This is a genomic window from Paraburkholderia agricolaris (assembly GCF_009455635.1).
GTDB classification, from domain to species: Bacteria; Pseudomonadota; Gammaproteobacteria; order Burkholderiales; family Burkholderiaceae; genus Paraburkholderia; species Paraburkholderia agricolaris.
In genome coordinates this window covers 3,786,771-3,809,301 of record NZ_QPER01000002.1, presented here as the reverse complement: position 1 = coordinate 3,809,301, position 22,531 = coordinate 3,786,771, and the positions used below count along the sequence as shown (strand labels likewise).

The 22,531-nt window shown below is 62.0% G+C and carries 21 protein-coding genes; 14 read left to right on the top strand and 7 right to left on the bottom strand.

Annotated elements, in window-relative coordinates:
- Window positions 1-118: 118 nt before the first annotated feature.
- Window positions 119-1,285 carry an IS30 family transposase gene (locus GH665_RS38220; protein ID WP_153134736.1) on the top strand — a complete coding sequence of 389 codons (1,167 nt, stop codon included), beginning with the start codon at window positions 119-121 and terminating at the stop codon, window positions 1,283-1,285.
- A gap of 125 nt (window positions 1,286-1,410) precedes the next feature.
- On the opposite strand, the gene GH665_RS38215 is transcribed toward GH665_RS38220, so the two are convergent.
- Both GH665_RS38215 and GH665_RS38210 read right to left on the bottom strand, forming a co-directional pair.
- Window positions 1,411-2,361, bottom strand: a complete 951-nt coding sequence (locus tag GH665_RS38215) for a fimbrial protein (protein ID WP_167531068.1) — start codon at window positions 2,359-2,361, stop codon at window positions 1,411-1,413.
- A 342-nt stretch (window positions 2,362-2,703) separates the two neighbouring features.
- The gene (locus GH665_RS38210) at window positions 2,704-3,573 is read right to left on the bottom strand and encodes a LysR family transcriptional regulator (RefSeq protein ID WP_153142157.1); all 870 of its coding nucleotides are present in this window, start codon (window positions 3,571-3,573) and stop codon (window positions 2,704-2,706) included.
- A 377-nt stretch (window positions 3,574-3,950) separates the two neighbouring features.
- On the opposite strand from GH665_RS38210, the gene GH665_RS38205 reads away from it, so the two are divergent.
- Window positions 3,951-6,308 carry a bifunctional acetate--CoA ligase family protein/GNAT family N-acetyltransferase gene (locus GH665_RS38205; protein WP_153142156.1) on the top strand — a complete coding sequence of 786 codons (2,358 nt, stop codon included), beginning with the start codon at window positions 3,951-3,953 and terminating at the stop codon, window positions 6,306-6,308.
- 43 nt (window positions 6,309-6,351) lie between these two features.
- Here GH665_RS38205 and GH665_RS38200 read toward each other — a convergent pair whose 3' ends face one another.
- Together GH665_RS38200 and GH665_RS38195 are read right to left on the bottom strand one after the other, a co-directional pair.
- Window positions 6,352-6,897 carry a hypothetical protein gene (locus GH665_RS38200; RefSeq protein ID WP_153142155.1) on the bottom strand — a complete coding sequence of 182 codons (546 nt, stop codon included), beginning with the start codon at window positions 6,895-6,897 and terminating at the stop codon, window positions 6,352-6,354.
- Between the two features lie 102 nt (window positions 6,898-6,999).
- Window positions 7,000-7,788 (bottom strand): IclR family transcriptional regulator, encoded by a 789-nt coding sequence (locus GH665_RS38195; protein WP_153142154.1) that lies wholly within the window; start codon window positions 7,786-7,788, stop codon window positions 7,000-7,002.
- A 316-nt stretch (window positions 7,789-8,104) separates the two neighbouring features.
- Between GH665_RS38195 and GH665_RS38190 the strand changes: the two genes are divergently transcribed.
- The 9 genes from GH665_RS38190 to GH665_RS38150 all read left to right on the top strand — a co-directional run bounded on the left by GH665_RS38190 (window position 8,105) and on the right by GH665_RS38150 (window position 17,201).
- The gene (locus GH665_RS38190; RefSeq protein WP_167531067.1) at window positions 8,105-9,154 is read left to right on the top strand and encodes a sugar ABC transporter substrate-binding protein; all 1,050 of its coding nucleotides are present in this window, start codon (window positions 8,105-8,107) and stop codon (window positions 9,152-9,154) included.
- Complete coding sequence (locus tag GH665_RS38185; protein ID WP_153142153.1) at window positions 9,151-10,671, top strand: sugar ABC transporter ATP-binding protein; 1,521 nt, start codon at window positions 9,151-9,153, stop codon at window positions 10,669-10,671. Before GH665_RS38190 ends, GH665_RS38185 begins: the two co-directional genes overlap by 4 nt.
- A complete protein-coding gene (locus tag GH665_RS38180; protein WP_153142152.1) occupies window positions 10,661-11,713 on the top strand; it encodes an ABC transporter permease in 1,053 nt (350 codons plus the stop codon). Before GH665_RS38185 ends, GH665_RS38180 begins: the two co-directional genes overlap by 11 nt.
- 25 nt (window positions 11,714-11,738) lie before the next feature.
- Window positions 11,739-12,101 (top strand): UxaA family hydrolase, encoded by a 363-nt coding sequence (locus GH665_RS38175; RefSeq protein WP_174771782.1) that lies wholly within the window; start codon window positions 11,739-11,741, stop codon window positions 12,099-12,101.
- A 42-nt stretch (window positions 12,102-12,143) separates the two neighbouring features.
- The gene (locus tag GH665_RS38170; RefSeq protein ID WP_153142151.1) at window positions 12,144-13,457 is read left to right on the top strand and encodes a UxaA family hydrolase; all 1,314 of its coding nucleotides are present in this window, start codon (window positions 12,144-12,146) and stop codon (window positions 13,455-13,457) included.
- Window positions 13,458-13,579: 122 nt separating this feature from the next.
- A complete protein-coding gene (locus GH665_RS38165; RefSeq protein WP_153142150.1) occupies window positions 13,580-14,620 on the top strand; it encodes an aldo/keto reductase in 1,041 nt (346 codons plus the stop codon).
- Between the two features lie 7 nt (window positions 14,621-14,627).
- A complete protein-coding gene (locus tag GH665_RS38160; protein ID WP_153142149.1) occupies window positions 14,628-15,458 on the top strand; it encodes an amidohydrolase family protein in 831 nt (276 codons plus the stop codon).
- 67 nt (window positions 15,459-15,525) lie between these two features.
- Window positions 15,526-16,269, top strand: coding sequence for an SDR family oxidoreductase (locus tag GH665_RS38155; protein WP_028196061.1), 744 nt, complete (start codon window positions 15,526-15,528; stop codon window positions 16,267-16,269).
- Window positions 16,270-16,352: 83 nt separating this feature from the next.
- Window positions 16,353-17,201 (top strand): ureidoglycolate lyase, encoded by an 849-nt coding sequence (locus GH665_RS38150; protein ID WP_153142148.1) that lies wholly within the window; start codon window positions 16,353-16,355, stop codon window positions 17,199-17,201.
- 117 nt (window positions 17,202-17,318) lie between these two features.
- On the opposite strand, the gene GH665_RS38145 is transcribed toward GH665_RS38150, so the two are convergent.
- The gene (locus GH665_RS38145; RefSeq protein WP_028196063.1) at window positions 17,319-17,753 is read right to left on the bottom strand and encodes a PaaI family thioesterase; all 435 of its coding nucleotides are present in this window, start codon (window positions 17,751-17,753) and stop codon (window positions 17,319-17,321) included.
- 267 nt (window positions 17,754-18,020) lie between these two features.
- Here GH665_RS38145 and GH665_RS38140 point away from each other — a divergent pair, with 267 nt between their 5' ends.
- Window positions 18,021-19,643 carry a methyl-accepting chemotaxis protein gene (locus GH665_RS38140; RefSeq protein ID WP_153142147.1) on the top strand — a complete coding sequence of 541 codons (1,623 nt, stop codon included), beginning with the start codon at window positions 18,021-18,023 and terminating at the stop codon, window positions 19,641-19,643.
- 133 nt (window positions 19,644-19,776) lie between these two features.
- On the opposite strand, the gene GH665_RS38135 is transcribed toward GH665_RS38140, so the two are convergent.
- Window positions 19,777-19,980, bottom strand: a complete 204-nt coding sequence (locus GH665_RS38135) for a cold-shock protein (protein WP_007178724.1) — start codon at window positions 19,978-19,980, stop codon at window positions 19,777-19,779.
- Between the two features lie 218 nt (window positions 19,981-20,198).
- Here GH665_RS38135 and GH665_RS38130 point away from each other — a divergent pair, with 218 nt between their 5' ends.
- A complete protein-coding gene (locus GH665_RS38130) occupies window positions 20,199-20,474 on the top strand; it encodes a hypothetical protein (RefSeq protein WP_028196065.1) in 276 nt (91 codons plus the stop codon).
- 53 nt (window positions 20,475-20,527) lie between these two features.
- Here the strand turns inward: GH665_RS38130 and GH665_RS38125 are convergent, their stop codons facing one another.
- On the bottom strand, window positions 20,528-21,634 hold the full coding sequence (locus tag GH665_RS38125; RefSeq protein ID WP_153142146.1) for an AGE family epimerase/isomerase: 1,107 nt from the start codon (window positions 21,632-21,634) through the stop codon (window positions 20,528-20,530).
- A 161-nt stretch (window positions 21,635-21,795) separates the two neighbouring features.
- On the opposite strand from GH665_RS38125, the gene GH665_RS38120 reads away from it, so the two are divergent.
- Entirely contained in the window at window positions 21,796-22,482 is a 687-nt protein-coding gene (locus GH665_RS38120; RefSeq protein WP_153142145.1) for an MgtC/SapB family protein, read from the top strand.
- The last annotated feature ends 49 nt before the right edge of the window (window positions 22,483-22,531 follow it).

Here is a 22,531-nt window from a genome sequence, read left to right as displayed (position 1 = left end):
TTTCGTCAGTCATAATAGTAGGATTCCTATATATTGAGGATGCGAAAGTAATCAGGGGCGGATTCAACCGGTCATTGCAACACCTCTGTTCCAATACGGAAATGGAGTGTGGAGCACGATGGAACGACAAAGAAAACATTGGTTGAGCGCGGAGCAGAAGAACGAGATATGGAGGATGTGGCGCGAGGGTGAGTCGTTGAGCACAATCGCGCGCATGCTCGAGCGTCAGCCGAGTGGGGTTTATCGGGTTGTTCACAAGACCGGTGGAATCTCTCCGGTCGCTCGTACACGATCTGCCCGGTCACTGACACTTGCCGAACGCGAGGAGATATCGCGGGCCTTGGGGGCAGACAGATCGTTGGGCCAGATTGCCCTGCAACTGGGGCGCTCGAAATCGACCATCAGCCGGGAGATCGGGCGCAATGGCGGTATTCAGCGATATCGGGCGCACGAGGCCGATGCGAATGCCTGGGAGCGTGCACGGCGGCCCAAGGCGTGTGCGTTGTCGGGCAACGCGCGTCTGCGCCGGCTGGTGGCAGCCAAGCTCAAATTACAATGGGCTCCTGTACAGATAGCGGGATGGCTCAGGCGCGAGTTCCGGGTCAACAAGGACATGCAGATATCTCACGAGACGATCTACCGCAGCCTGTTCATCCAGGCGCGCGGGGTGCTTAAAAAGGAACTCGTCACCCATCTTCGTACGAACCGTACGATGCGTCAGGCGAAGAGCGCCTCGGCAAGCGGCCAGAACAGGGGCAAGATAATCGGGGCAGTGTCGATCAGCGAAAGACCCGCTGAAGTGGAGGACCGCGCGCTGCCCGGTCACTGGGAGGGCGATCTGCTGGCGGGTTCGAACAACACCTACATTGCCACACTGGTGGAGCGGCACTCGCGTTATGTGATGCTGGTCAAGGTGGCAGGCAAGGACACGGCAAGTGTGGTGTCCGCGTTGATAAAACAGGTGAACAAGCTGCCAAAAGAACTGCGTGGATCGCTGACATGGGACCGCGGCACGGAAATGGCGAGCCACCGGAACTTCACGATTGCCACGGACGTGCAGGTGTATTTCTGCGATCCGCGAAGTCCATGGCAACGGGGCAGTAATGAAAACACGAATGGCCTGCTGCGTCAGTACTTCCCCAAAGGCGAGCCGGTGGGCGGCTATTCGCAGTCAGAATTGAACAAGGTCGCCGCGCGCCTGAACGGTCGGCCCCGGCAAACCTTGCAATTTATGAACCCGGCTGAAAAACTGGCAGAAACGTTGGGTGTTGCGTTGACCGGTTGAATCCGCCGGATTTTCATTTGCCTGTCTTGGCTGTCTGCATAAAGTATGCCCGTCCTCTTAAATAGCAAAGGCCGCGTCTGGAGACGTGGCCTTTGCTCTATCCGGATCTTGCTACATGCTTTCCGCTATTGATAGGACATCGTATAGGTGAGTGTGCCGTTGATCCTGCCCGATCCGAGCGCTCCGGTTCGGTAATACTGGACAGCGAGCGGTATTGGGTAGGAGCCTCCCGTCGCGGGGCTATAGGCGGAGAGAACATGTGGCGTTCCGAGGCTGACCGCTACGCTTGACGAGTCCTTGAGGACAAAGCCGACGCCTTGCGATGTGCTCGTCGACCCTGCCAGGAACGTGCCGTTGGCGGCATTAATGACCCCGCCTGGCGCGTCGAGTTGATACGTGATCTGCTTCATGCCAGACGGGCAGTTGTTGAGGGTGATGGTGAACGGCGTATTTCCAGCAGTGGAACCGACGGCCGGAAGGTCCTTCGGACCCACCTTTGGCATTTCTAGGGATTGGACCGTATTGATCGAGCAACTGGACGCGACGACGGTGCCTGCCGTGACTTTAAGGGTCGCGACAGTTACGCCACTCTGGCTGAAGGTACCGACTAGCGTTCCGTCGATGATACCGCTTCCCACTGGTCCGGTGACGACCACTTCGATCCCCCAGGCAGCTCCGCTATATGACCAGTAACCTCCGTAGTTGCCCGAGTTCGTAGGGCCAAAATAGCTTTTGATCCCACTCTGCAGTCTATAAAAGCGGATGCCAATGCCGGGAACATTGGTCGAATAGGTCGCCGGGCTGCTTGCGGCCAATGGGCCGCCGTTTACTCCGTAAGACCAGCTGTCGTTGGCATCGCACGACATGTAATTGCCGGTCGACGGGATCGCGCTCTGGGTGGGAGGGGAATAGATGACAGTCCCGACAGCCGAGTTAGGCGCAATCGTAATTGCTGGAATTGCGAACGTGTGGATTTGGGGACCCGCGCCGCCGACCCACGTACAAGTGGCATGCACGGACGTCACACCGAGAAGAAAGATGACGCACGCTTGAAAAATGGACCGGAAAACAACCATTAGATGCGTCCCTCGCGTCGCCGGACGCCACGCAGGTTTGCCTATGCGTCGAACGAACGCAGCGCAATTTCTCGGGGAATACATGTTTATACCTCGGCGTGAACAAGAATCGGGCAACGAAACCCATTGATATGGATGACGGCACGATCCGAAATCGGATTGCCAATATGGCGCGGGCGTGGGGTGCGCGACGTCGGCTGTCACGCCCTATGCTTCTGACACGGCCACGCACCGGCATCGTTGGACAATTCAAATATTCGCCGAACCACATCTCAATAAACATCGGAATATTCTCAATTTGTCGGAATATTCTGATCTGTTCGTCCTGAAACCTAAGACGCCTCACCCCATCTTCAAAACATCTTCCCGCATCCACCCCGCAAACGCTTGCACATACTCCAACCCGGCATGCTTTTGCGCCACGTCGAGCCAATACCCAAACGGCCCCGTCACCTCGATATCGGAAAACTGCGCGAGACTTCCATCGGCCAGTTCCTCGACGATCATGTTGCGATCGACGATCGCCAGCCCCGCGCCTTTGCGCGCGGCGCGAATCGCCTGCTCCAGTGTCGAAAACTCGATGCCGTTATCCGCGTAACGCGCGGGCATGCCGGCCTTCGCGAGCCAGTTGGGCCACAACTCGAGCCGCGTATCGTTATGCAGGACATGAAGCGCCGGCATGTGTTCGAGCAGGATGTCGAGCGGTTGACCGAGCAAGCTTGGTGCACCGACCAGTACGTGGCGCTCGATCATCAACAGTTCGGAATGCGTATCGGGGAGCGCGTCGCGTCCGAAGCGGATGTTGCAATGGCAGTCGGAGGTGGGCGCGGTGCGCACAGAGAGTTCGACGTCCGGCATTTCGTCCGCCAGCGATCCAAGCCGCGGCGAGAACCACTGCGTCGCGAACGTGGGCGGTACCGCCAGCACGAGGCGGCGTTTGCCTTTCGCTGCGGTGATCTGACGGAAACCGCGCTCGATCGTATCGAAGGCGTCGGAAAGGCAGGGCAGCAGTTGCAGGCCCGTTGGCGTCAGACGAATACCTTTGTGATCGCGCTCAAACAGTTTTTCGCCGAGCGATTCCTCGAGCAGCTTGATCTGCCGGCTCACCGCGCCTTGTGTCACGCAAAGGGCGACGGCCGCGCGATTGAAACTCATATGACGCGCCGTTTCTTCAAAGAAGCGCAACGCGATCAGCGATGGCAAGCGCCGCATAACTCACCTTCTATTTCTTGTGGTCATCCGGGCAGGCACCGTGGATTCAGAAGCGAATCTCAAACCCAGGCGTGGACGGAATCAGGTTGTGCTGCATCGCTGGCGGTGCGTTGTCTCTGACGCGCTGTCTGGTTCCCGTGTCACGGTGAACCGGCGATTTTCAAGGCAAGCCGCTTTCATAGCGGCTCCAGAATTGTCGCATCGAAGGTCGCCGCTTTGCCTAATCGCGATAAAAAAACTCCAATGCACGTTGATGCCGGTCGGATAGAGCGGGAGCCGAGTCATCGAGAAGCCCCGCGCAAGCATCCGACTTCGCCTATCCTGACGAAGATGCGCGCCGTCCCGTCGGTGCGCCCATGGCCATCAGCGGAGCACCCGTGACTGTTCGCAATCTCGACGCCTTGTTCCGACCCAAATCCGTTGCCGTGATCGGCGCCTCCGAGCGGCCGGGCAGCACCGGCGCGATGGTGTGGTCGCGCGTGCTCGAAGGTGGCTTCAACGGCCCGCTGTGGCCGGTCAATCCGAAGTACGAGATGCTCGGCGGTCATCGTGTGATCGGCGACGTCGGCGATCTACCCGAGGCGGCCACCGTCGCGGTGATCTGCACGCCACCGGACACGTGGCCGGGGATCATCCATAAGCTCGGAGGGCTGGGCACGCGCGCGGCGATCATCGTCGGCGAAGCACGGTGTGACGACGATCGCCTGCAGCTCCGGCGCGCGCTCTCGGCGGCGCGGCCGCATCTGCTGCGCATCGTCGGGCCGGGCAGCCTCGGCGTGGTGTCGCCGGCGCTGCACGCGCATCTCGGCGCGCCGTCGTGCACGGTGAAGGCGGGTGGGGTCGCGTGGGTCTCGCAGTCGAATGCGCTGACCAATGCCGTGCTCGGCTGGGCGCATGCGCGCGGCCTTGGGTTCTCGCACGCGGTGGCGTTGGGGGGCGAAGCCGACGTGGATGCTGGCGATGTCCTCGATTACCTCGCGAGCGATCCTGGCACGCGCGCCATCCTGCTCGAACTGGATACGGTGCGCGCGGCGCGTAAGTTCATGTCGGCGGCGCGCGCGGCGGCGCGCAACAAGCCGGTGCTGGCGTTGCGCTCGGGCCGTGCCGATCCCGCCGACGGGCTCTACACTGCCGCTTTTCGGCGCGCGGGCATGGTGCGGGTGGACTCGCTCGACGATCTGCTCGATGAAATCGAAACGTTGGGCGTCGGTCGCGTCGCGGCGGGCGCCACGGCCACGCTGATCACCAGCGATAGCGGCCTTGCCACACTCGCCTGCGACGCCTTTGCCGCAGCCGGCGATACGCTCGCACCGTGGCCCGCTGAAGCCGACGCGGCGTTAGCCGAGGCACTGCCGTACGCGGTGGCGGGCAACCCGCTGCAACTTGGCGACGACGCCCGTCCGGAGCACTTCGGCACGGCGCTCAAACTGCTCGCCGAGCATCGCAGCACCGGTACGGCGTTCGTGGTGCACGCGTCGACGCATGGTGCGCCGGTCGGCGAGGTCGCGCAGGCGTTGATCGAGAATCAGCGTTTCGCGTATCGCGGGCTGCTGGCGTGCTTTTTCGGCGGCGTGGATGCGGCGACGCGCGACGCGCTGCATGCACAGGGAATCCCGGTCCACACGACACCGCAACGGCTCGCCCGCGCGTTCGCGCGTCTGGTCGACTACCGGATGGGCCGCGAATTGCTGATGCAGACGCCGGAGGGTTTGCCGGCACAGATTCCCGAAGCGATCGACGCCGCTCAGGCGCAAGCACGTACCGCACTCGCCGCAGGTGAGCACCAACTAACCGGCGAAGCGGCGGCGCGCTTTCTTGGGCGTTTTGGACTGCGGGTCGAGGCGCAGGCCGCCAAACCGGTCGTCGACATCAGCGTCGAGCTTCATGACGACGACAACTTCGGCCCGGTCTTCCGCTTCACCGCGCCATCGGTGGATGGTGTGTCCGAGCCGATGCGCGTCTACGGCCTGCCACCGTTCAATCCGATGCTGGCGCGCGATATGGTCACGCACTCCCGCTACGCGCGCCTGATCGATCCCGAGCCGGCATTAACCGCCTTGACGGCGCTTTCGCAGGCGGTCTGCGACGTCAAGGAGATCGTCGGCCTCACGCTGACGCTGCGGGTTTTCAAGGACCACGTGGTGGTCGTCGAGCCGACCCTGAGTCTCGCGCCGAAGCGCAGCCGGCTCGCGATCGTGCCCTATCCGCGCCGCTTCGAAGAGACGCTCGACTGGCAAGGCATGCGGGTAACGGTGCGGCCGATCCGTCCGGAAGACGAAGCCGCGCATCACGATTTCGTGGAAGCGATGACGCCCGAAGATTTACGCCTGCGGTTTTTTGGGGCGGTCGGCAGTTTCGACCATTCGCAACTCGCACGCATGACGCAGATCGATTACGACCGCGAAATGGCGCTGATTGCCACAGTGACGAACGAAGACGGTTCGACGCGCACGCTCGGCGTCGTGCGTGCCGTCGCCGATCCCGACAACGAGACAGCGGAATTCGCCGCCGCGGTGCGCTCCGACCAGAAAGGCCGGCGCCTTGGGCAATTGCTGATGGACCGGATCATCAAATACGCGCGGGCGCGCGGTACGCATTGGCTGGTCGGTGAGGCGTTGCGGGAGAATACGCCGATGATCGCGCTGGCCAGATCTTGTGGCTTCACCATCACGCCGACAGAGGATCCGGGCGTGGTCGGCTTCAGAATGGCGCTGGATGAACCCGCGCAGGGATGAACGGCGGCTTGGTGCCGCGTTCAGCCCTCGCGGGTAACGAGCCTCAAGCCGGCAGCTTCGCTGCGGCTTCGTCCACCTGCGTGCGGGTCACCGACAACTCTTCCAGCAACGCCTCGGCGTAGACCGCGCCGGTTTCGCGTTCCAGACGCGCGATTGTCGCCGCGCAACGGTTCAGGTCCTTCAGCGTCGCGATGAACGACTTCACCGACTCGCCCGCCTTGAAGGCATCGAACAGCGGAACGCGGATATCGTCCGGCAGCGGACGCGCCGTCCATTGATACGGCTTGCCGTTGTAGGTGAACGACGGCGGCAGCACGCGTTCTTTCTTCGCGGCCGGAATCAGGCCGAAGGTACGCGCGGCGTCGCCGATCTGTTCGGCCGAAAACAGCTCGTCCGGGCTGATGTCGAATTGCTGGATGAAAGTCTCGATGCTTTGCATCGCCGCGGCACGGTCGTCGCGGCGCTTTTGCGCGTGAGCGACGATGTCGCGCAGTTCGTCGGCTTCTTCAGGCGTAATCGTGAAGCTCGACTGCTTCTGCTGAAGTTCGGAAAAACGCAGGAATTCGGAATCGGTCAGAAGTTTCGCCATTGCTTAATCGAGGGCGCGCACGAGTGGACCCATGCGGCGTCATTTTTGAGAGGGTCGCCATTCTAAACCATGTGCGCACGCGGACGATTTTGCGGCGACTCGTTAGACGGCCTCTTCCCGAAACATCGACAGCGCCTGCACCGTCTCGCGCAGCAGCGTCGTTGCGGCTTCCAGCGTTGGTGCGACGTATTCGTCGATGCGCCGCAAGTACGGGCAGGTCAGCGCCGCGATGGCCTGGCCAGACGGCCCCTGGACCGGAAAGGTGACGTCGGTCACGCCGAACGTCTGCTGGCTGTCCTTCTGCGAAAAACCCGCCGCGCGAATCCGCTCGCAGGCCTGCTCCAGCGCATCGCGATCGATCGTGACTTCGCCCTTCACCTTGGTGTGCTCGGCCAGCATCTGCGCGCGCTGCTCGATGCTTTGAAACGCGAGCATCACGCGGCCCGACCCTGTATCGATCAGGCCGACCCGCGAACCGAGCCGCACTGACATTCCCCACGTGCCCGGTCCGTCCACCTGCGCGATCACCAGCAGATTGCCGCGGTCGTAGACCGCCAGATGACAGGATTGCTCGGCAGCATCGGCAAAGCGCTGCATCAGCGGCAGCGCTTCGGAGATCAGCCGGTTCATCGGCGGATGACGATGCGCGAGCGCATACAGCTTCAGGCTCAACGAATAACGGTCGCCGCCCGCCGAGCGCACCACGTATTGCCGCGCGACCAGCCGCTCGAGCATCCGGTACATCTCGCTTGCGTTACGTCCTAGCAGTTTGGTGATTTCGGCGCGCGTCAGTCCCTCTTTCTGCTCCGCGAGCAGTTCGAGAATGTCGAGACCCTTGTCCAGCGCGGGGGCGCGGTAGCGCTCGGCGTCGTCTTTGTCTTCTGCGTCCATGGTGGGCGAGGTTCCGTGAGGTGCTCTCATTATCTGGCGCGTGAGTGTAAGTGCGTGGCGAATCTGAAGCGAGATGGCGACGGTCCAGGGAAAACACGGACGCTTGGTGCAGTGCACATTGCTTGACTTCAAAAAGTCCGTATATGAATAATACGTTCATTGGTGAATTTTCACCAATACCGATAAGACGATAAGAAAGCGCAGGACGCAGTGCCCGTCACTCGCGTGACCGGGTCACACAGTTCAACAACGCATTTACCTTGCATGGGGCCGGAGTAAGCGTCAAAGCAACTCCGGACCGACACAGGAGACAACCATGTCGTTCGCAAAGGGGTCGTTCACGGCTCGCCGTTGGTTTCGCAGTTCGCTATTTGCCGCCGCAGCGGCAGTGTGTGTCGGCGGCGTTGCCGTCAGCAGTGCCGCGCAAGCCGCCGAAACCGGCAAGGTCGGTCTCGGTCTGCCGCTTCTCACGTCGCCGTTCTGGCAGTCGTACAACAACTATCTGCCCAAATACGCGAAAGACATGGGCATCGATATCCTCGCGCCGGTCAATTCGAACGGCGATCCCGCCCAGCAGATCACCGACATGAACAACCTGCTGAACCTCGGTGCAAAGGGCATCGTGGTCGGCCCGCTGGATTCGGCGGCGATCAGCCGTGCGCTCGATGCAGCGGCGGCGAAGAACGTCCCGGTGGTCGCCGTCGACGTCGCGCCGACGCAAGGCAAGGTCGCGATGGTAGTGCGGGCCGACAACCACGCCTATGGCGAGAAGGCGTGCAAATACATCGGCGAGCATGTGAAGTCGGGCAAGGTGGTGCAGATCATGGGCGACCTGGCCTCGGTGAACGGGCGTGACCGGTCCGAAGCGTTCCGCTCGTGTTTGAAGGGCTTTCCGGGCTTGACGCTGCTGGAGATTCCGGCAGCCTGGAAGGGCGATGTGGCGGCCACCGCACTCGACAGCCTGCTTACCGCGAATCCCGACGTGAAGGCGATCTACATGCAGGCGGGTGGCGTCTATCTGTCGCCGACGCTGCAAACCCTGCGCCGCAAGCAGATGCTGTTTCCGGCCGGCAATCCGAAGCACGTTGTGATCGTCAGTAACGACGGCATTCCTCAGGAGTTCGACGCAATCCGTCGCGGCGATATCGACGCGACCATTTCGCAGCCCGCCGATTCCTACGCGAAATACGGTCTCTTCTATATCAAGGCTGCCTTGGCTGGTCAGACCTTCAAGCCGGGCCCGACGGATCACGGCAGCAACATCATCCAGTTGGCGCCGGGCATTCTTGAAGATCAACTGCCCGCGCCGCTCGTCACGAAGTCGAATGTCGACGACAAAGCCTTGTGGGGCAATACCGTTAAATGAGCGAGCCGACGCCCTCCGTGCCGGTGGTCGAAGCGTTTGAGGTCACTAAACGCTTCGGCTCCACGGCTGCGCTGAAAGACGTGAGCATCCGCGTGATGCCCGGCGAGTCGCATGCGCTCGTCGGGCGTAACGGGGCGGGCAAATCGACGCTGGTGTCGATCCTTACCGGCCTGCGCAAGCCCGATACCGGCGAGGTGCGTTTTAGCGGCACGGCCGCGCCGTCCATCGCGGATCGCGATGCGTGGCGCGAGCGTGTCGCCTGCGTTTATCAGCATTCGACGATCATCCGCGATTTGAGCGTTGCGGAGAATCTGTTCATCAACCGGCAGCCGTTGCGCGGTGGCGTGATCGATTGGCACGCGATGCGCCGCGACGCGCGCGAGTTACTCGATCACTGGAAGATCGACGTGCGCGAGGACGCGCGCGCCGGCGATCTGAGCGTGGAAGCACGGCAACTCGTTGAGATTGCGCGGGCGCTGTCGTATGGGGCGCGTTTCATCATCCTCGATGAGCCTACCGCGCAACTCGACGGCGACGAGATCAAGCGACTGTTTCGCCGCATCAGCGAATTGCAGCGCGAAGGCGTGACGTTCCTGTTCATCTCGCACCATCTGCAAGAGGTCTACGAAATCTGCCAGGCGGTGACGGTGCTGCGCGACGCGCGGCATATCGTCAGCGCGCCGGTTTCCGCGTTGCCGCGTGAGCAGTTGATCGAAGCGATGACCGGTGAGCGTGGCGGCCTCGCTGTCGCCGACGCGGCAGCGCGCGCTGCGTTGCCTGCGGACACGGCCATTGCGCTGGAAGTGAAGGATCTGGCCGGTGCCGATTACGAAGGCGTGTCGTTCACGGTGAAGCGCGGCGAAGTAGTCGGGCTAACTGGCGCAACGAGCAGCGGCCGCACGAGCGTGGCCGAAGCAATTGCAGGTCTGCGCGCGGCGAAACGCGGCTCGATCAGCGTCGATGGCGCCACGTTGCCGCCCGGCGACGTGCCCGCGGCACTGGCGCACGGCATCGGCTGCGTGCCGAAGGATCGCCATCACGAAGGCTTGGTGCTGACGCAATCAGTGGCCGAAAACGCTTCGATGACGATCACACGCCTGCTCGGCAAATTCGGCATCGCACCCCCGGCGAAGAAAAATGCTTTCGGTCAGAAGATGATCGATGCGCTCGGCATCGTCGCGCAAGGCCCCGAGCATGTGGTGTCTGGACTCTCGGGCGGCAATCAGCAGAAGGTGGTGATGGCGCGCGCGCTGGCCACCGATCCCAATGTACTCGTACTCATCGACCCTACGGCAGGCGTCGATGTGAAATCGAAAGAAGCGTTGCTGTCAGTCGTGGATCGCGTGCGCGAAGACGGTAAAGCCGTGCTGGTCGTGTCAGGCGAACTCGACGATCTGCGCACCTGTGACCGCGTGCTGGTCATGTTCCGCGGCCGTGTCGCGGCCGAATTTCCCGCGGGTTGGCAGGATCACGACCTGATCGCATCCGTTGAAGGAGTCAGTCTCCATGAAGAATAGTGTGCCCAGCCCTGCATTCGGCACCGCGCAAGGTCCGGCGCAGCAGCCCGTCGCCCAGGCGACGCGCGGCAAACGCGCTCGCAGTGAACTCGCCCGGCTGCGCGAACTGGCGTTGCTGCCCGCGCTGGCGTTGCTGCTCGTAATCGGTGCGTTCGTCAGCCCAAGCTTTCTGACGAAGGCGAATCTGATCAGCGTGTTGGGTGCGTCCGCGGCATTGGCGTTGGTCGTGCTCGCCGAATCGCTGATCGTGTTGACCGGCAAGTTCGATCTGTCGCTCGAGTCGACGGTGGGCATTGCGCCCGCCGTCGGCGCAATGCTGGTGATGCCGGTGGCGTCCGCGGGCTTCGGAACGGAGTGGCCAGCCGCCGCCGGCCTGTTGGCCATTCTGGTGGTCGGCGCGGTGATCGGCTTCGTCAACGGTTTCCTGGTGGTGCGTTTGCGGCTGAATGCATTCATCGTCACGCTGGCGATGCTGATCGTTTTGCGCGGCATGCTGGTCGGCGCGACCAAGGGCGGCACATTGTTCGATATGCCGCCGTCGTTCTTCTCACTTGCCACCACGATTGTGCTCGGCTTGCCGTTGTCCGTCTGGCTTGCGGCGGCCGCATTCGCGATAGCCGCATTCGTGCTGCGCTATCACCGCGTGGGCCGCGCGCTCTACGCGATTGGCGGCAATCCGGAAGCGGCGCGCGCGGCGGGGATTCGCGTCGAGCGCATTACGTGGGGCGTATTCGTGCTCGGCAGCATGCTGGCTTCGGTGGGCGGGTTGATCGTCACGGGCTACGTCGGTGCGATCAATGCGAATCAGGGTAACGGCATGATTTTCACGGTGTTCGCGGCGGCGGTGATCGGCGGCATTTCGCTCGACGGCGGCAAGGGCACGATGTTCGGCGCGCTCACCGGCGTGTTGCTGCTCGGCATCGTGCAGAACCTGCTCACACTTGCCCAGGTGCCGTCGTTCTGGATTCAGGCGATCTATGGCGCGATCATCCTCGGCTCGCTGATGGTAGCGCGGCTCGCCAGCGGCGAAGGCCAGAACTAATGCGTACGCATCACGGAGAACTCACTTGACCAGCCGCCCGTTGGAAACATCGCAAGCGCCCCAAACCTCGCAAAGTTCGCAAACCGACTCACGTCTGATCCTGCTCAGTCCCGCGGATAACTGCCTGATCGCGGCGGCGCGTCTCGATGCGGGCACGCAGGTCGAGATCGAAGGCGAGCGCGTGACGCTTACCAAAACGATCGACCTGGGCCACAAAGTCGCGCGCCGCGATCTAGCCAAAGACGACAAGGTATTGCGTTACGGCGCGGTGATTGGACACGTGACCGAGGCGGTGGCGCGCGGTGCGCATCTGCATACGCACAACCTCGAAAGCGATTATTTGCCCACTTATACGCACGACGCGGGCCACGAGTTCGTTCATCACTGATTTGAGCACAATGAAGTGGCCTCGCGCCGCGCTGGAATGATCATGACTGACACTTCCGTAGCATCCGCCGCCTTGCAACGGCCCGCGCTGCAAGGCTATCTGCGCAGCGATGGCCGTAAGGGCATCCGCAATGTCGTCGCAGTGGCGTATCTTGTCGAGTGCGCGCATCACGTCGCGCGCGAGATCGTCACGCAGTTTCGCGAACCGTTCGATGCATTCGACGATCCCTCGGCCGAGCGCGAACCGCCGGTGCATCTGATCGGCTTTCCAGGCTGCTATCCGAACGGGTACGCCGAAAAGATGCTCGAGCGTCTCACCACGCATCCGAACGTAGGCGCGGTGCTGTTCGTATCGCTCGGGTGCGAGAGCATGAACAAGCACTACCTCGTCGACGTCGTGCGCGCAAGCGGCCGTCCCGTCGAAGTCCTGACGATTCAGGAAAAAGGCGGCACGCGCAGCACGATCCAATACGGCGTCGACTGGATTCGCGGCGCGCGCAAGCAACTTGCCGCGCAGCAGAAAGTGCCGATGGCGCTGAGCGAACTGGTGATCGGTACGATTTGCGGCGGCTCGGACGGCACCAGCGGCATCACCGCGAATCCGGCCGTGGGCCGCGCGTTCGATCATCTGATCGACGCCGGCGCGACTTGCATTTTCGAGGAAACCGGCGAGCTTGTGGGCTGCGAGTTCCATATGAAAACGCGCGCTGCAAGGCCAGACCTTGGGGATGAAATTGTCGCGTGCGTAGCGAAGGCGGCGCGCTACTACTCGATCCTCGGACATGGCAGTTTTGCGGTCGGCAATGCGGACGGCGGCCTCACCACGCAAGAAGAAAAATCGTTGGGCGCGTATGCAAAAAGCGGCGCATCGCCGATTGTCGGCATCATCAAACCTGGCGATGTTCCGCCGACCGGCGGCCTCTATCTCCTCGACGTCGTACCCGACGGCGAGCCGCGCTTCGGCTTTCCGAACATTAGCGACAACGCGGAAATCGGTGAGCTGATCGCATGCGGTGCGCACGTGATTCTGTTCACGACCGGACGTGGGTCGGTGGTTGGCTCGGCGATTTCGCCGGTCATCAAGGTATGCGCGAATCCCGCGACGTACCGCAATCTCGCCGGCGATATGGACGTTGATGCAGGCCGCATTCTCGAAGGCCGCGGCACGCTCGACGAAGTCGGCCTCGAAGTGTTCGAGCAAACGGTGGCGGTGTCGCTCGGCGCGGCGTCGAAATCGGAAATGCTCGGACATCAGGAATTCATCCTGACGTACAAGACTTTCGAACCAGTCGGGCCGGCTTGCCTGCCGTCGAGTGCTGCGCCGCTGCATCAGGTCGTTGCGATCGCATCGCACTGAGCGGATTCGATCTATTGGCCTGGCCTATCAACCGTCAGGCCGTGATCGGTTCAGCGGTCATCAAGGCGGTGGGCAAAGACCGTCCGCACGTGTTAAAACATCATAAACAGGAGACGCGGTCCATGACGGCAACGATCGGTTCGAAGATCGAACAGCGGCGCGGCATCGGCCGCCGTGCATTACGAGTGAGCGGATTGGGACTCGGCACGGCGCCCTTGGGCGGCCTTTATCGCGATCTGTCCGATGAAGAAGCACACGCGACCATTGCCGCTGCGTGGGACGCCGGCGTGCGGTTTTTCGACACCGCCCCGCATTACGGCCATACGAAAGCCGAGCACCGTTTAGGTGACGCGCTGCGTGGCTATCCGCGCAGTGAATACGTGCTCTCCACCAAAGTCGGGCGCCGTTTTGTGCCGCGCACCACCCCCTACGACGGCAGCGAAGGCTGGCAAGACCCGCTGCCGTTCCAGGCGATCTACGATTACACGCACGACGGCATTCTGCGTTCGTTCGAAGACAGCCAGCAGCGCCTCGGCATTGTCGATATCGACATTCTTCTGGTGCACGATATCGGCGTTGTTACGCATGGCGACAAGAATTCCCATTACTGGCGGCAACTGACCGAAGGCGGCGGCTTTCGCGCGCTCGACGATTTGCGCGCCTCGGGCGCGGTCAAAGCGGTTGGACTCGGCGTCAATGAAGGCGCAGCCATACTCGACGCGATGGCTGAATTCGACATCGATTGCGCGTTGCTCGCGGGCCGTTATACGCTGCTTGAACAGGCCACGCTCGACGATCTTTTGCCGGAGTGTGAAAAGCGCGGCGTCAGCATCCTGTTAGGCGGCGCGTTTAATTCGGGCATTCTGGCGCGCGGTGTCAATGGTGACCTGAAATTCAATTACGGCGATGCGCCGAGCGAAATCATCGAGCGCGTCGCGCGGCTCGAAACGGTGTGCCGCGTGCATGGCGTGCCGCTCGCTGCCGCGGCCTTGCAGTTTCCGTATGCGCATCCGGCGGTCGCGACTGTATTGACCGGCGCGCGCAGTGCCGACGAATTACGTGAGAACGTTGCGTCGTTCGAGTTGCCGATCCCCGCGGCGTTGTGGTCCGCGTTGCGTGACAAGGGCTTGCTCGACAGCCGCGCGCCCGCACCAGAGGATTGATTTGACGATGCCTATCGACGCGCACCAGCACTATTGGGACCCCGCTCGCGGCGACTACGAGTGGCTCACGCCGGAACTGAAGATCCTGTACCGGCCGTTCGGTCCCGCCGATCTCAAACCGCTGCGCGAAACAGCGGGCATCGAGCGGACGGTGGTGGTGCAGGCGGCGCCGACGATCGACGAAACACGTTACTTGCTGGACATCGCGCGCAACGAACCTTCGATTGCGGGCGTGGTCGGCTGGGTGCCCTTGCTGTTGCCCAACGCGCCGGCTGTGATCGAAGCGCTGGCGCGCGAGCCGAAGTTCAAGGGCGTGCGGCCGATGCTGCAGGATTTACCTGACGACTCGTGGATCGCGAACCCGGATCTGGCGCCGGCCATCGATACATTGATCGCGCACGACCTCGCGTTTGACGCGTTGATTTACGCGCGGCACGTCGAGTATTTCGAAACTTTCGCGGCGCGTTTTCCCGCGCTGCGCATCGTCGTGGATCACGGTGCGAAGCCGCCGATCCGCTACGGCCGCGCCGGCTGGCCAAGCTGGGCCGAGGCGATTACCCGGCTCGCTCAACTGCCGCACGTGCATTGCAAGCTCTCGGGGCTCGTCACGGAAGCGTCGCCTGGCTGGAGCGAAGAAACGCTGCATCCGTATGTCGACCATCTCCTGCAGTCATTCGGACCCGAGCGTTTGATGTGGGGCAGCGACTGGCCGGTGCTCGATCTGAACGGCGACTATCTGATCTGGCACTCGGTGGCGAACACCTTGCTCGCGTCCTTGAGCGACGCCGAGCGTGAAGCGGTTTTTGGCGGCAACGCCGCTGCGTTTTATCGACTTTGATGTGACACGCGTCGTGACGAAAGCAAGTTACGAAGACAACAGAAAGCCCATTGAACTGGAGTCGTAGATGACACAAAGACTGGCCGGCAAGACGGCCCTGATCACCGCGGCAGGACAAGGCATTGGTCTGGCCACCGCGGAACTGTTCGCGCGCGAAGGCGCGCGCGTGATCGCCACCGATATCCGCATCGACGGACTCGCCGGCAAACCGGTCGAAGCGCGCAAGCTCGACGTGCGCGATGGCGCGGCGATCAAGGCGTTGGCAGCCGAACTCGGCGCGATCGACGTGCTGTTCAATTGTGCGGGCTTCGTGCACGCTGGCTCGATCCTCGAATGCAGCGAGGAAGATTGGGACTTTGCCTTCGACCTGAACGCGAAGGCGATGTACCGCATGATCCGCGCGTTTTTGCCCGCCATGCTGGAGAAGGGCGGCGGCTCGATCATCAATATGTCGTCGGCGGCATCGAGCGTGAAGGGCGTGCCGAACCGCTTCGCTTACAGCGCGTCGAAGGCCGCGGTAATCGGGCTGACCAAGTCCGTCGCTGCGGACTTCATCACGCGTGGTGTACGCTGTAACGCGATCTGCCCGGGCACGGTTGCTTCGCCGTCGCTCGAACAGCGGATCGTCGAGCAGGCCAAGGCGCAAAACGCGACGCTCGAAGCCGTGCAGGCGGCTTTTGTCGCGCGTCAGCCGATGGGCCGAATCGGCAAGCCGGAAGAGATCGCCGCGCTGGCGCTGTATCTCGCGTCAGACGAATCGTCGTTTACCACCGGTCATGCGCATGTGATCGACGGCGGCTGGTCGAATTGACTCGACGCACACGGGCGGCCATGGGCGCCCGCTGACCCACGAACCGAAACACGAACTGAATATCACTGAAAGGAAGTGCCAGGATGAAACTGCTTCGCTATGGGCCGAAAGGCCAGGAAAAGCCGGGCTTGCTCGACGCCCAAGGCAAGATTCGCGATCTGTCGAAGGTGGTGGGCGACATCGACGGCGCCGCGCTGACCGACGAAGGCCTTGCCAAACTGCGCGCGCTCGATCCGGCTTCGCTGCCGGTTGTGGAAGGCAACCCGCGCGTGGGCCCGTGCGTCGGCAAGATCGGTAAGTTCATCTGTATCGGGCTGAACTATGCGGACCACGCGGCCGAATCGAATCTGCCGGTGCCGTCGGAACCGGTGATTTTCAACAAGTGGACCAGCGCGATCTGCGGCCCGAACGACGACGTCGAAATTCCGCGCGGTTCGAAGAAGACCGACTGGGAAGTCGAGCTCGGCGTGGTGATTGGCAAGCCGGCGAAATATATCGACGAAGCCAACGCGCTTGATTATGTCGCCGGCTACTGCGTGATCAACGACGTGTCGGAACGCGAATGGCAGATTGAACGCGGCGGCACATGGGACAAGGGCAAGGGTTTCGACACGTTCGGCCCGATCGGTCCGTGGGTCGTGACGCGCGATGAAGTGGCCGATCCGCAGAACCTGAGCTTGTGGCTCGAAGTAGACGGCCACCGCTATCAGAACGGCAGCACGAAGACGATGGTGTTCGGCGTGGCGAAGCTGGTGTCGTATGTGTCGCAGTGCATGAGCCTGCAACCGGGCGACGTGATATCGACCGGCACGCCGCCGGGCGTCGGCATGGGCGTGAAACCGAATCCGGTGTTCCTGAAGCCGGGCCAGACCATCCGTCTCGGTATCGAAGGTCTCGGCGAGCAGACGCAAAAGACTTACGCGGCCGAGTGATTTGGCTGCCTGTTGAAAAGCGTTGTTGATGCAGCAAATGAAAGGCCGTTCCCGCGCGAGGTGGGAACGGCCTTTTGCTTCTTTGGCCCGCTTCTTTGACCCACTTCGTTCGCTCGTTTAGCTCGCCTGTTCGTGCTCGCCGTTCTCGCTGATGCGATTGATGGTGCCCTGCGCGACAGCGACGAGCTTCTCGCGGCCGCCATCCATCACATACACATTGCACTGGCAGGTTGCCTGCAGCCGGCCCGCGTAGACCACCCTCGCCCGCGCGATTAGCGTGCCGTTCACCACCGGCCGCAGATAGTTGATCTTGTACTCGCCGGTCACGACCTTCGGGCCAAGCGACAGCGCACCGGCGAACGTCAGCGCATTGTCCGCGAGATAACTGATGACGCCGCCATGCACGAAGCCATGCTGTTGCCGCAACTCGTCGCGGATCGGCAGGCAGAGCGTCAGTTCGTTGCTGTCCGTGTGCATCAGCTCCGCGCCTAGCAGCATGCTGAACGGCTGGGCATGCAGTGCGCCGCGCGCCCGGTCGAGGATGTCGGTCATCGTGATTCCTTCGGGCGTGGCCCGTAGTGGCATCTGCACCGGCGTGCGTTGTGCAGTCCCTACCCACTCTAGGAAGCGCCGATGCACCGCGTCAAGGTGAATCCGAAATATCTGCGCGGCATTGTTGCGCAAATTGACGGGAATTGCGGAGTTGGCCGAGGAAAAGGGGATGTAAGGCGATCTTTCGCGAAATTGATCTTAAGCAAAGTTCAGGCTTGCCGTTAACCCTGACGTAGTTCCCGCCATTCTTTGCTTTAGGTGTTCACGATGTTCAGCAAGATCAAGGTCGCATCCGGCCTGTTGTGTGTTCTGGCCGCGTTCTGCGTTTTTCAGCTCGTCACGGTGGGGCTGGGGTTCTGGTCGCTCACGCGCACGCACGACGACGTGGGCGATCTGTCGAACATCGCGTTGAAGCAGGTGGATGCGGTCAATGAAACCACCCAGCACCTGATGGATGCGCGCATCAACCTGTCGCGCGCCGGTACGCGCATGGTGCGCGGCGGCGCCGAGCCGACCGACATCGTGCAGCATGCTCGCGAACAGCTGAGCGCCGCCGAACAGTCCTTCAACGCGTTCGTGAGCGCGCAGAAGACCAGCGACGAAAACACGGCGCGTGCCACCGCACTGGCCGAGAAATACAAGAAGCTGCACGACGCGCTGACGGAGTTGGCGCAGTTCCTCGATTCGAACAATATTCAGGCGTTTCTGGACCAGCCGACGCAGGGCTTTCAGGACGCCTATCTCGGCGAGTCGCGTAATTTCGTGCAATTCGGCACGACGGCGAGCCGGGCGTCGATCGATTCGATCGACAGCCGCATGGCGATGTTCCGTACTGTCAGCATCGCGATTCTGGTGCTCCTGGTGGCAGGCACGGTCGGCGTGTACGCCGCGCTCCGCAAGGGCGTGGTAGCGCCGCTGGAAGAAGCCGGCCGTCACTTCGACCGGATCGCGCAAGGGCGACTCGACCAGCCGATCGCTTCGCGCGGCACCAATGAGATCGGCCGCTTGTTCTCGGGCCTCGCGAAAATGCAGGCCAGCGTGGCGCGCACCGTGCAAACCGTGCGCGAATCCGCCGACTCGATTCACCTCGGTGCCGATGAAATCGCTACCGGCAACGCCGATCTGTCGGCTCGCACGGAAAATCAGGCGGCCTCGCTCGAAGAAACCGCGTCGAGCATGGAGGAATTGACTGCCACGGTGCGTCAGAACGCCGATCACGCCCGTGAAGCCAATGCGCTTGCCGAAACCGCGCTCGAGGCGACCTCGCGCGGCAGCGAAGTGGTCAACGAGGTGGTCGAGAAGATGCGCGGCATCGCGCAAAGCTCGGACAAGATCGCCGAGATCATTTCGGTGATCGACGGCATCGCGTTCCAGACCAATATCCTCGCGCTGAACGCGGCCGTGGAAGCGGCCCGTGCGGGCGAGCAGGGCCGAGGCTTTGCCGTGGTGGCGGGCGAGGTGCGTGGGCTGGCTCAGCGCAGCGCGCAGTCGGCGAAGGAAATCAAGACCCTGATCAGCGAATCGGTTGCCGAGATTCAGGGCGGCTCGGCGCTGGTCGAGCATGCCGGCGAAGCGATGAGCAACGTTTCAGCATCGATTTCGCGCGTCACGCAGATGATGGCGGAAATCAGCGCGTCGTCGCTCGAGCAGAGCACGGGTATCGAGCAGGTCAACCAGGCGGTGGTGCAGATGGACGAGATGACGCAGCAGAACGCGGCGCTTGTCGAAGAAGCAGCCGCGGCGGCAGCTTCACTGCATCAACAGACGCAGCAATTGAAAGAAGCGGTCTCTGTGTTCGAAATTTCGGAAACTGTGTTGCGGACGCAACAAATCGGCGACTTGCACGGGCAAACGGCGGCGTTTGGGCTGTCGGGAATGCGGGCAATCTGAATCGTACAGACGCTGTACAGGCTTGGCAGCGGTGCCCAAAAAGAGGGCATCTGCAATAGAAAATGGCCCGCGAAAGCGGGCCATTTTGCATTAGACGCGAACGCCTAAGGGTGCTTCAAGTACCGGAAGGTACTTAGGCCGGCTGGATGTTCGCAGCCTGCTTGCCCTTCGGGCCTTGCTTAACTTCGAACGTCACCTTCTGGTTTTCCTGCAGGGACTTGAAGCCGCTGCCTTGAACTTCCGAAAAGTGCGCGAAGAGATCTTCACCGCCGTCGTCCGGCGTGATGAAGCCAAAGCCCTTTGCATCGTTAAACCACTTCACAGTACCTGTTGCCATTTTTGATCCAATAAATGTTGTGTGTTGCATTCGCGACCGCTATTTCTCAACGTGAGATCGAGCGCGAAGTGAGAGTTGTATCACGTCTTTATGATGGACGCCAATCAACCCGTATTCGGGTATTCCCCCGATTAGGCCCTTTGGGGGCCTGGAAAGCATTTGCAGGGATGCTCCGGCCGGTAGGGTAAACTGCTTGTATTACTTTTCCAGGAAAAACATTGACACATTATTTGCAAGAAGAACTTACCTCGTTCTGGAGTCGTTTGACACCTTATCTGGCGATATTGGAGTCGAAATTACCTCAGGAGGGCGCCTTGGACCCGGTCGGCCGCATCACGATCGACACCGAAAATCACCAGGCTTTCGCCCTTCACACCACCGATAAAAAGCCGCACGGCGACACATCGGATACCCCCACCGGACAAAGCGCGACCTACACGCGATTTAAAACTGCCGACGCCGATTGGGGCCCGTGGCAACGCGAAGCCTATTGATTGACCGGCCAGTCGGCTTTTAACGCCGACGGCAGGCAGAGGACGGCCGGTGCTTAGGCCGGCAACGCGCCATAAGCGGTCGCAAGGTGATAGGGCGTGGTCGACGGCATGTCGGCGCGTGCCACTTCACCGGCGGCCGTTTTGCATTCGAACCAGCCTTGCGGACGCAGGAAGCGTTGCCGGAAAAGTTCGATTTGCCGCGGCAGCGCGGCGAGCACGGCGGGGTCGCCGTGGCTTGCCAGGGCACGCAAATACTCCGTCTGGGCCCAGATCCGCTGGGTGGCGTCCTTGATTCCCCCGGTTTCGTCGAGCGAGGCGCACACACCGCCCGTTTGCGGGTCCACGCCATACTGCTGTGCGAAGCTGAATGCGCGTGTCAGCGATTCGTCGAGACCTGAGCCTTCGAACAACGCGCCCGCCTGCTTGACCAGCCAGAACCATTCGAACTGGTGCCCCGGTTCCAGACGGTTGTCATCGGCGCCAATCGGCAATTCGGCAATGCAGCCAGTCGGCGCATGGACGAAGTGATGGGCGACCGCGCCGGCCAGACGGCGCAACGGGGCGTCGAAGGCGCTGTCGCGCGTGACGTGGCGGGCGGCCAGCCAGGCTTCGGTCAGATGCATCAGCGGATTCTGGATCGGCGTGCCGGTCACGCCGGCGAAATCCGCCGTGAGGGCGGCGTTCAACAGGTCGTCATCCGCCGCGAAATGCGACTGAATCAGTGCCGACGTGCGACGCACGACGTCCAGTGCGTCCCGGTTGCCCGAATGGCCGGCATATTCCGCGCAGGCGAATACGATGAATGCATGGGTGTACAGGTCTTTGGTGCTGTCGAGCGGTGCGCCCTGCGCATCCACGCTATAGAACCATCCGCCATGGCGCGTGTCCTGAAAGGTGTGGATCAGCGAGTCGAACAGCACTTTGGCATGAGCCGCATCACCCGCTTGCGAGAACACGAACAGCTGTCGCGCGCACGCCATCGCCCGGTAGCGTTGCGCGGACAACGGTTCGGGACCCTCGGCGCTGACCGCTTCGTACGGCAGCTTCAGTGCGGTATTGAAACCGGGCCCGCGCCACAGTGGCAGCACCACACGAGTGAAGTGATCACGCAGTGTGGCGGCGAGGGCGGTTGTCGAAGCGGGATGGGTCGTGCTTTGCATAGTTCGGTTGGTCAATTGCGGTCATTCGAGGCGCCTGCGGACTCGGCTTGTCGCTTTCTGGGCACCGGCGTGCGGGCAAGCATAAAGCAAAAACCACTGCTGCTGACACTCCACCACGGGCGCGCAATACGCTTCAAATTATTTTAGATAAGGAGAAAACAATGTTGGGGAACCTTGAACTCATTTCCCGCCTGGTGTTGGCCGCCGCACTCGGCAGCGTGATCGGCTTCGAGCGCGAGCGGCTTTCATGGGCAGCGGGGTTGCGCACTCATATGCTGGTCTGCGTGGGTTCGACGCTCATCATGATCGTGTCCGCCTATGGCTTTGCCGAGGTGCTGTCGGCTGATCGCATCGTGCTCGATCCGTCGCGGATGGCCGCTCAGGTGGTCTCGGGCATCGGCTTTCTCGGTGCGGGGTCGATCTTGCTGCGCGGCGAGATCGTGCGCGGGCTGACGACGGCGGCAAGCCTCTGGTCGGTCGCGGCGATTGGGCTGGCGGTCGGCGGGGGGCTGTATACGGCGTCGATTGCCGCGACCATCATCATTCTGATCATTCTTGCGGGGATCAAGCCGCTCGAGCGCCGCTTCATCACGGTGAAGCAGCGGCGTCAGTTGACGATGCTCGTTGAGCGCGGCGCCTTGACCTTCCATTCGCTGCACGACGAACTCGGCGCCGCGAGCCCGCGCGTCAAGCAATTCGTGATGCAGCAAAGCGACGATGCACCGGAATGCGACGAAGTGACAATCACGTTGCATCGCGTGTCGAATACGGAATATGAAGCGATCTGCGCACGCTTGCGTCAGTTGCGCGGCGTCAGGCAGTTCCGGCAGGACGAGACGTCGTCTTAAAAACGGAAAAACGTCGGCGAATGGCTTCGGCTGGGGCGGGCGGCCATGC

Coding starts and splice junctions, on each gene's coding strand:
- GH665_RS38140 (WP_153142147.1), top strand. CDS start 18,021: ATGTTCAGCAAGATCAAGGTCGCATCCGGCCTGTTGTGTGTTCTGGCC.
- GH665_RS38195 (WP_153142154.1), bottom strand. CDS start 7,788: ATGGACGCAGAAGACAAAGACGACGCCGAGCGCTACCGCGCCCCCGCG.
- GH665_RS38120 (WP_153142145.1), top strand. CDS start 21,796: ATGTTGGGGAACCTTGAACTCATTTCCCGCCTGGTGTTGGCCGCCGCA.
- GH665_RS38185 (WP_153142153.1), top strand. CDS start 9,151: ATGAGCGAGCCGACGCCCTCCGTGCCGGTGGTCGAAGCGTTTGAGGTC.
- GH665_RS38190 (WP_167531067.1), top strand. CDS start 8,105: ATGTCGTTCGCAAAGGGGTCGTTCACGGCTCGCCGTTGGTTTCGCAGT.
- GH665_RS38135 (WP_007178724.1), bottom strand. CDS start 19,980: ATGGCAACAGGTACTGTGAAGTGGTTTAACGATGCAAAGGGCTTTGGC.
- GH665_RS38200 (WP_153142155.1), bottom strand. CDS start 6,897: ATGGCGAAACTTCTGACCGATTCCGAATTCCTGCGTTTTTCCGAACTT.
- GH665_RS38145 (WP_028196063.1), bottom strand. CDS start 17,753: ATGACCGACATCCTCGACCGGGCGCGCGGCGCACTGCATGCCCAGCCG.
- GH665_RS38220 (WP_153134736.1), top strand. CDS start 119: ATGGAACGACAAAGAAAACATTGGTTGAGCGCGGAGCAGAAGAACGAG.
- GH665_RS38180 (WP_153142152.1), top strand. CDS start 10,661: ATGAAGAATAGTGTGCCCAGCCCTGCATTCGGCACCGCGCAAGGTCCG.
- GH665_RS38170 (WP_153142151.1), top strand. CDS start 12,144: ATGACTGACACTTCCGTAGCATCCGCCGCCTTGCAACGGCCCGCGCTG.
- GH665_RS38155 (WP_028196061.1), top strand. CDS start 15,526: ATGACACAAAGACTGGCCGGCAAGACGGCCCTGATCACCGCGGCAGGA.
- GH665_RS38210 (WP_153142157.1), bottom strand. CDS start 3,573: ATGCGGCGCTTGCCATCGCTGATCGCGTTGCGCTTCTTTGAAGAAACG.
- GH665_RS38215 (WP_167531068.1), bottom strand. CDS start 2,361: ATGGTTGTTTTCCGGTCCATTTTTCAAGCGTGCGTCATCTTTCTTCTC.
- GH665_RS38125 (WP_153142146.1), bottom strand. CDS start 21,634: ATGCAAAGCACGACCCATCCCGCTTCGACAACCGCCCTCGCCGCCACA.
- GH665_RS38160 (WP_153142149.1), top strand. CDS start 14,628: ATGCCTATCGACGCGCACCAGCACTATTGGGACCCCGCTCGCGGCGAC.
- GH665_RS38150 (WP_153142148.1), top strand. CDS start 16,353: ATGAAACTGCTTCGCTATGGGCCGAAAGGCCAGGAAAAGCCGGGCTTG.
- GH665_RS38165 (WP_153142150.1), top strand. CDS start 13,580: ATGACGGCAACGATCGGTTCGAAGATCGAACAGCGGCGCGGCATCGGC.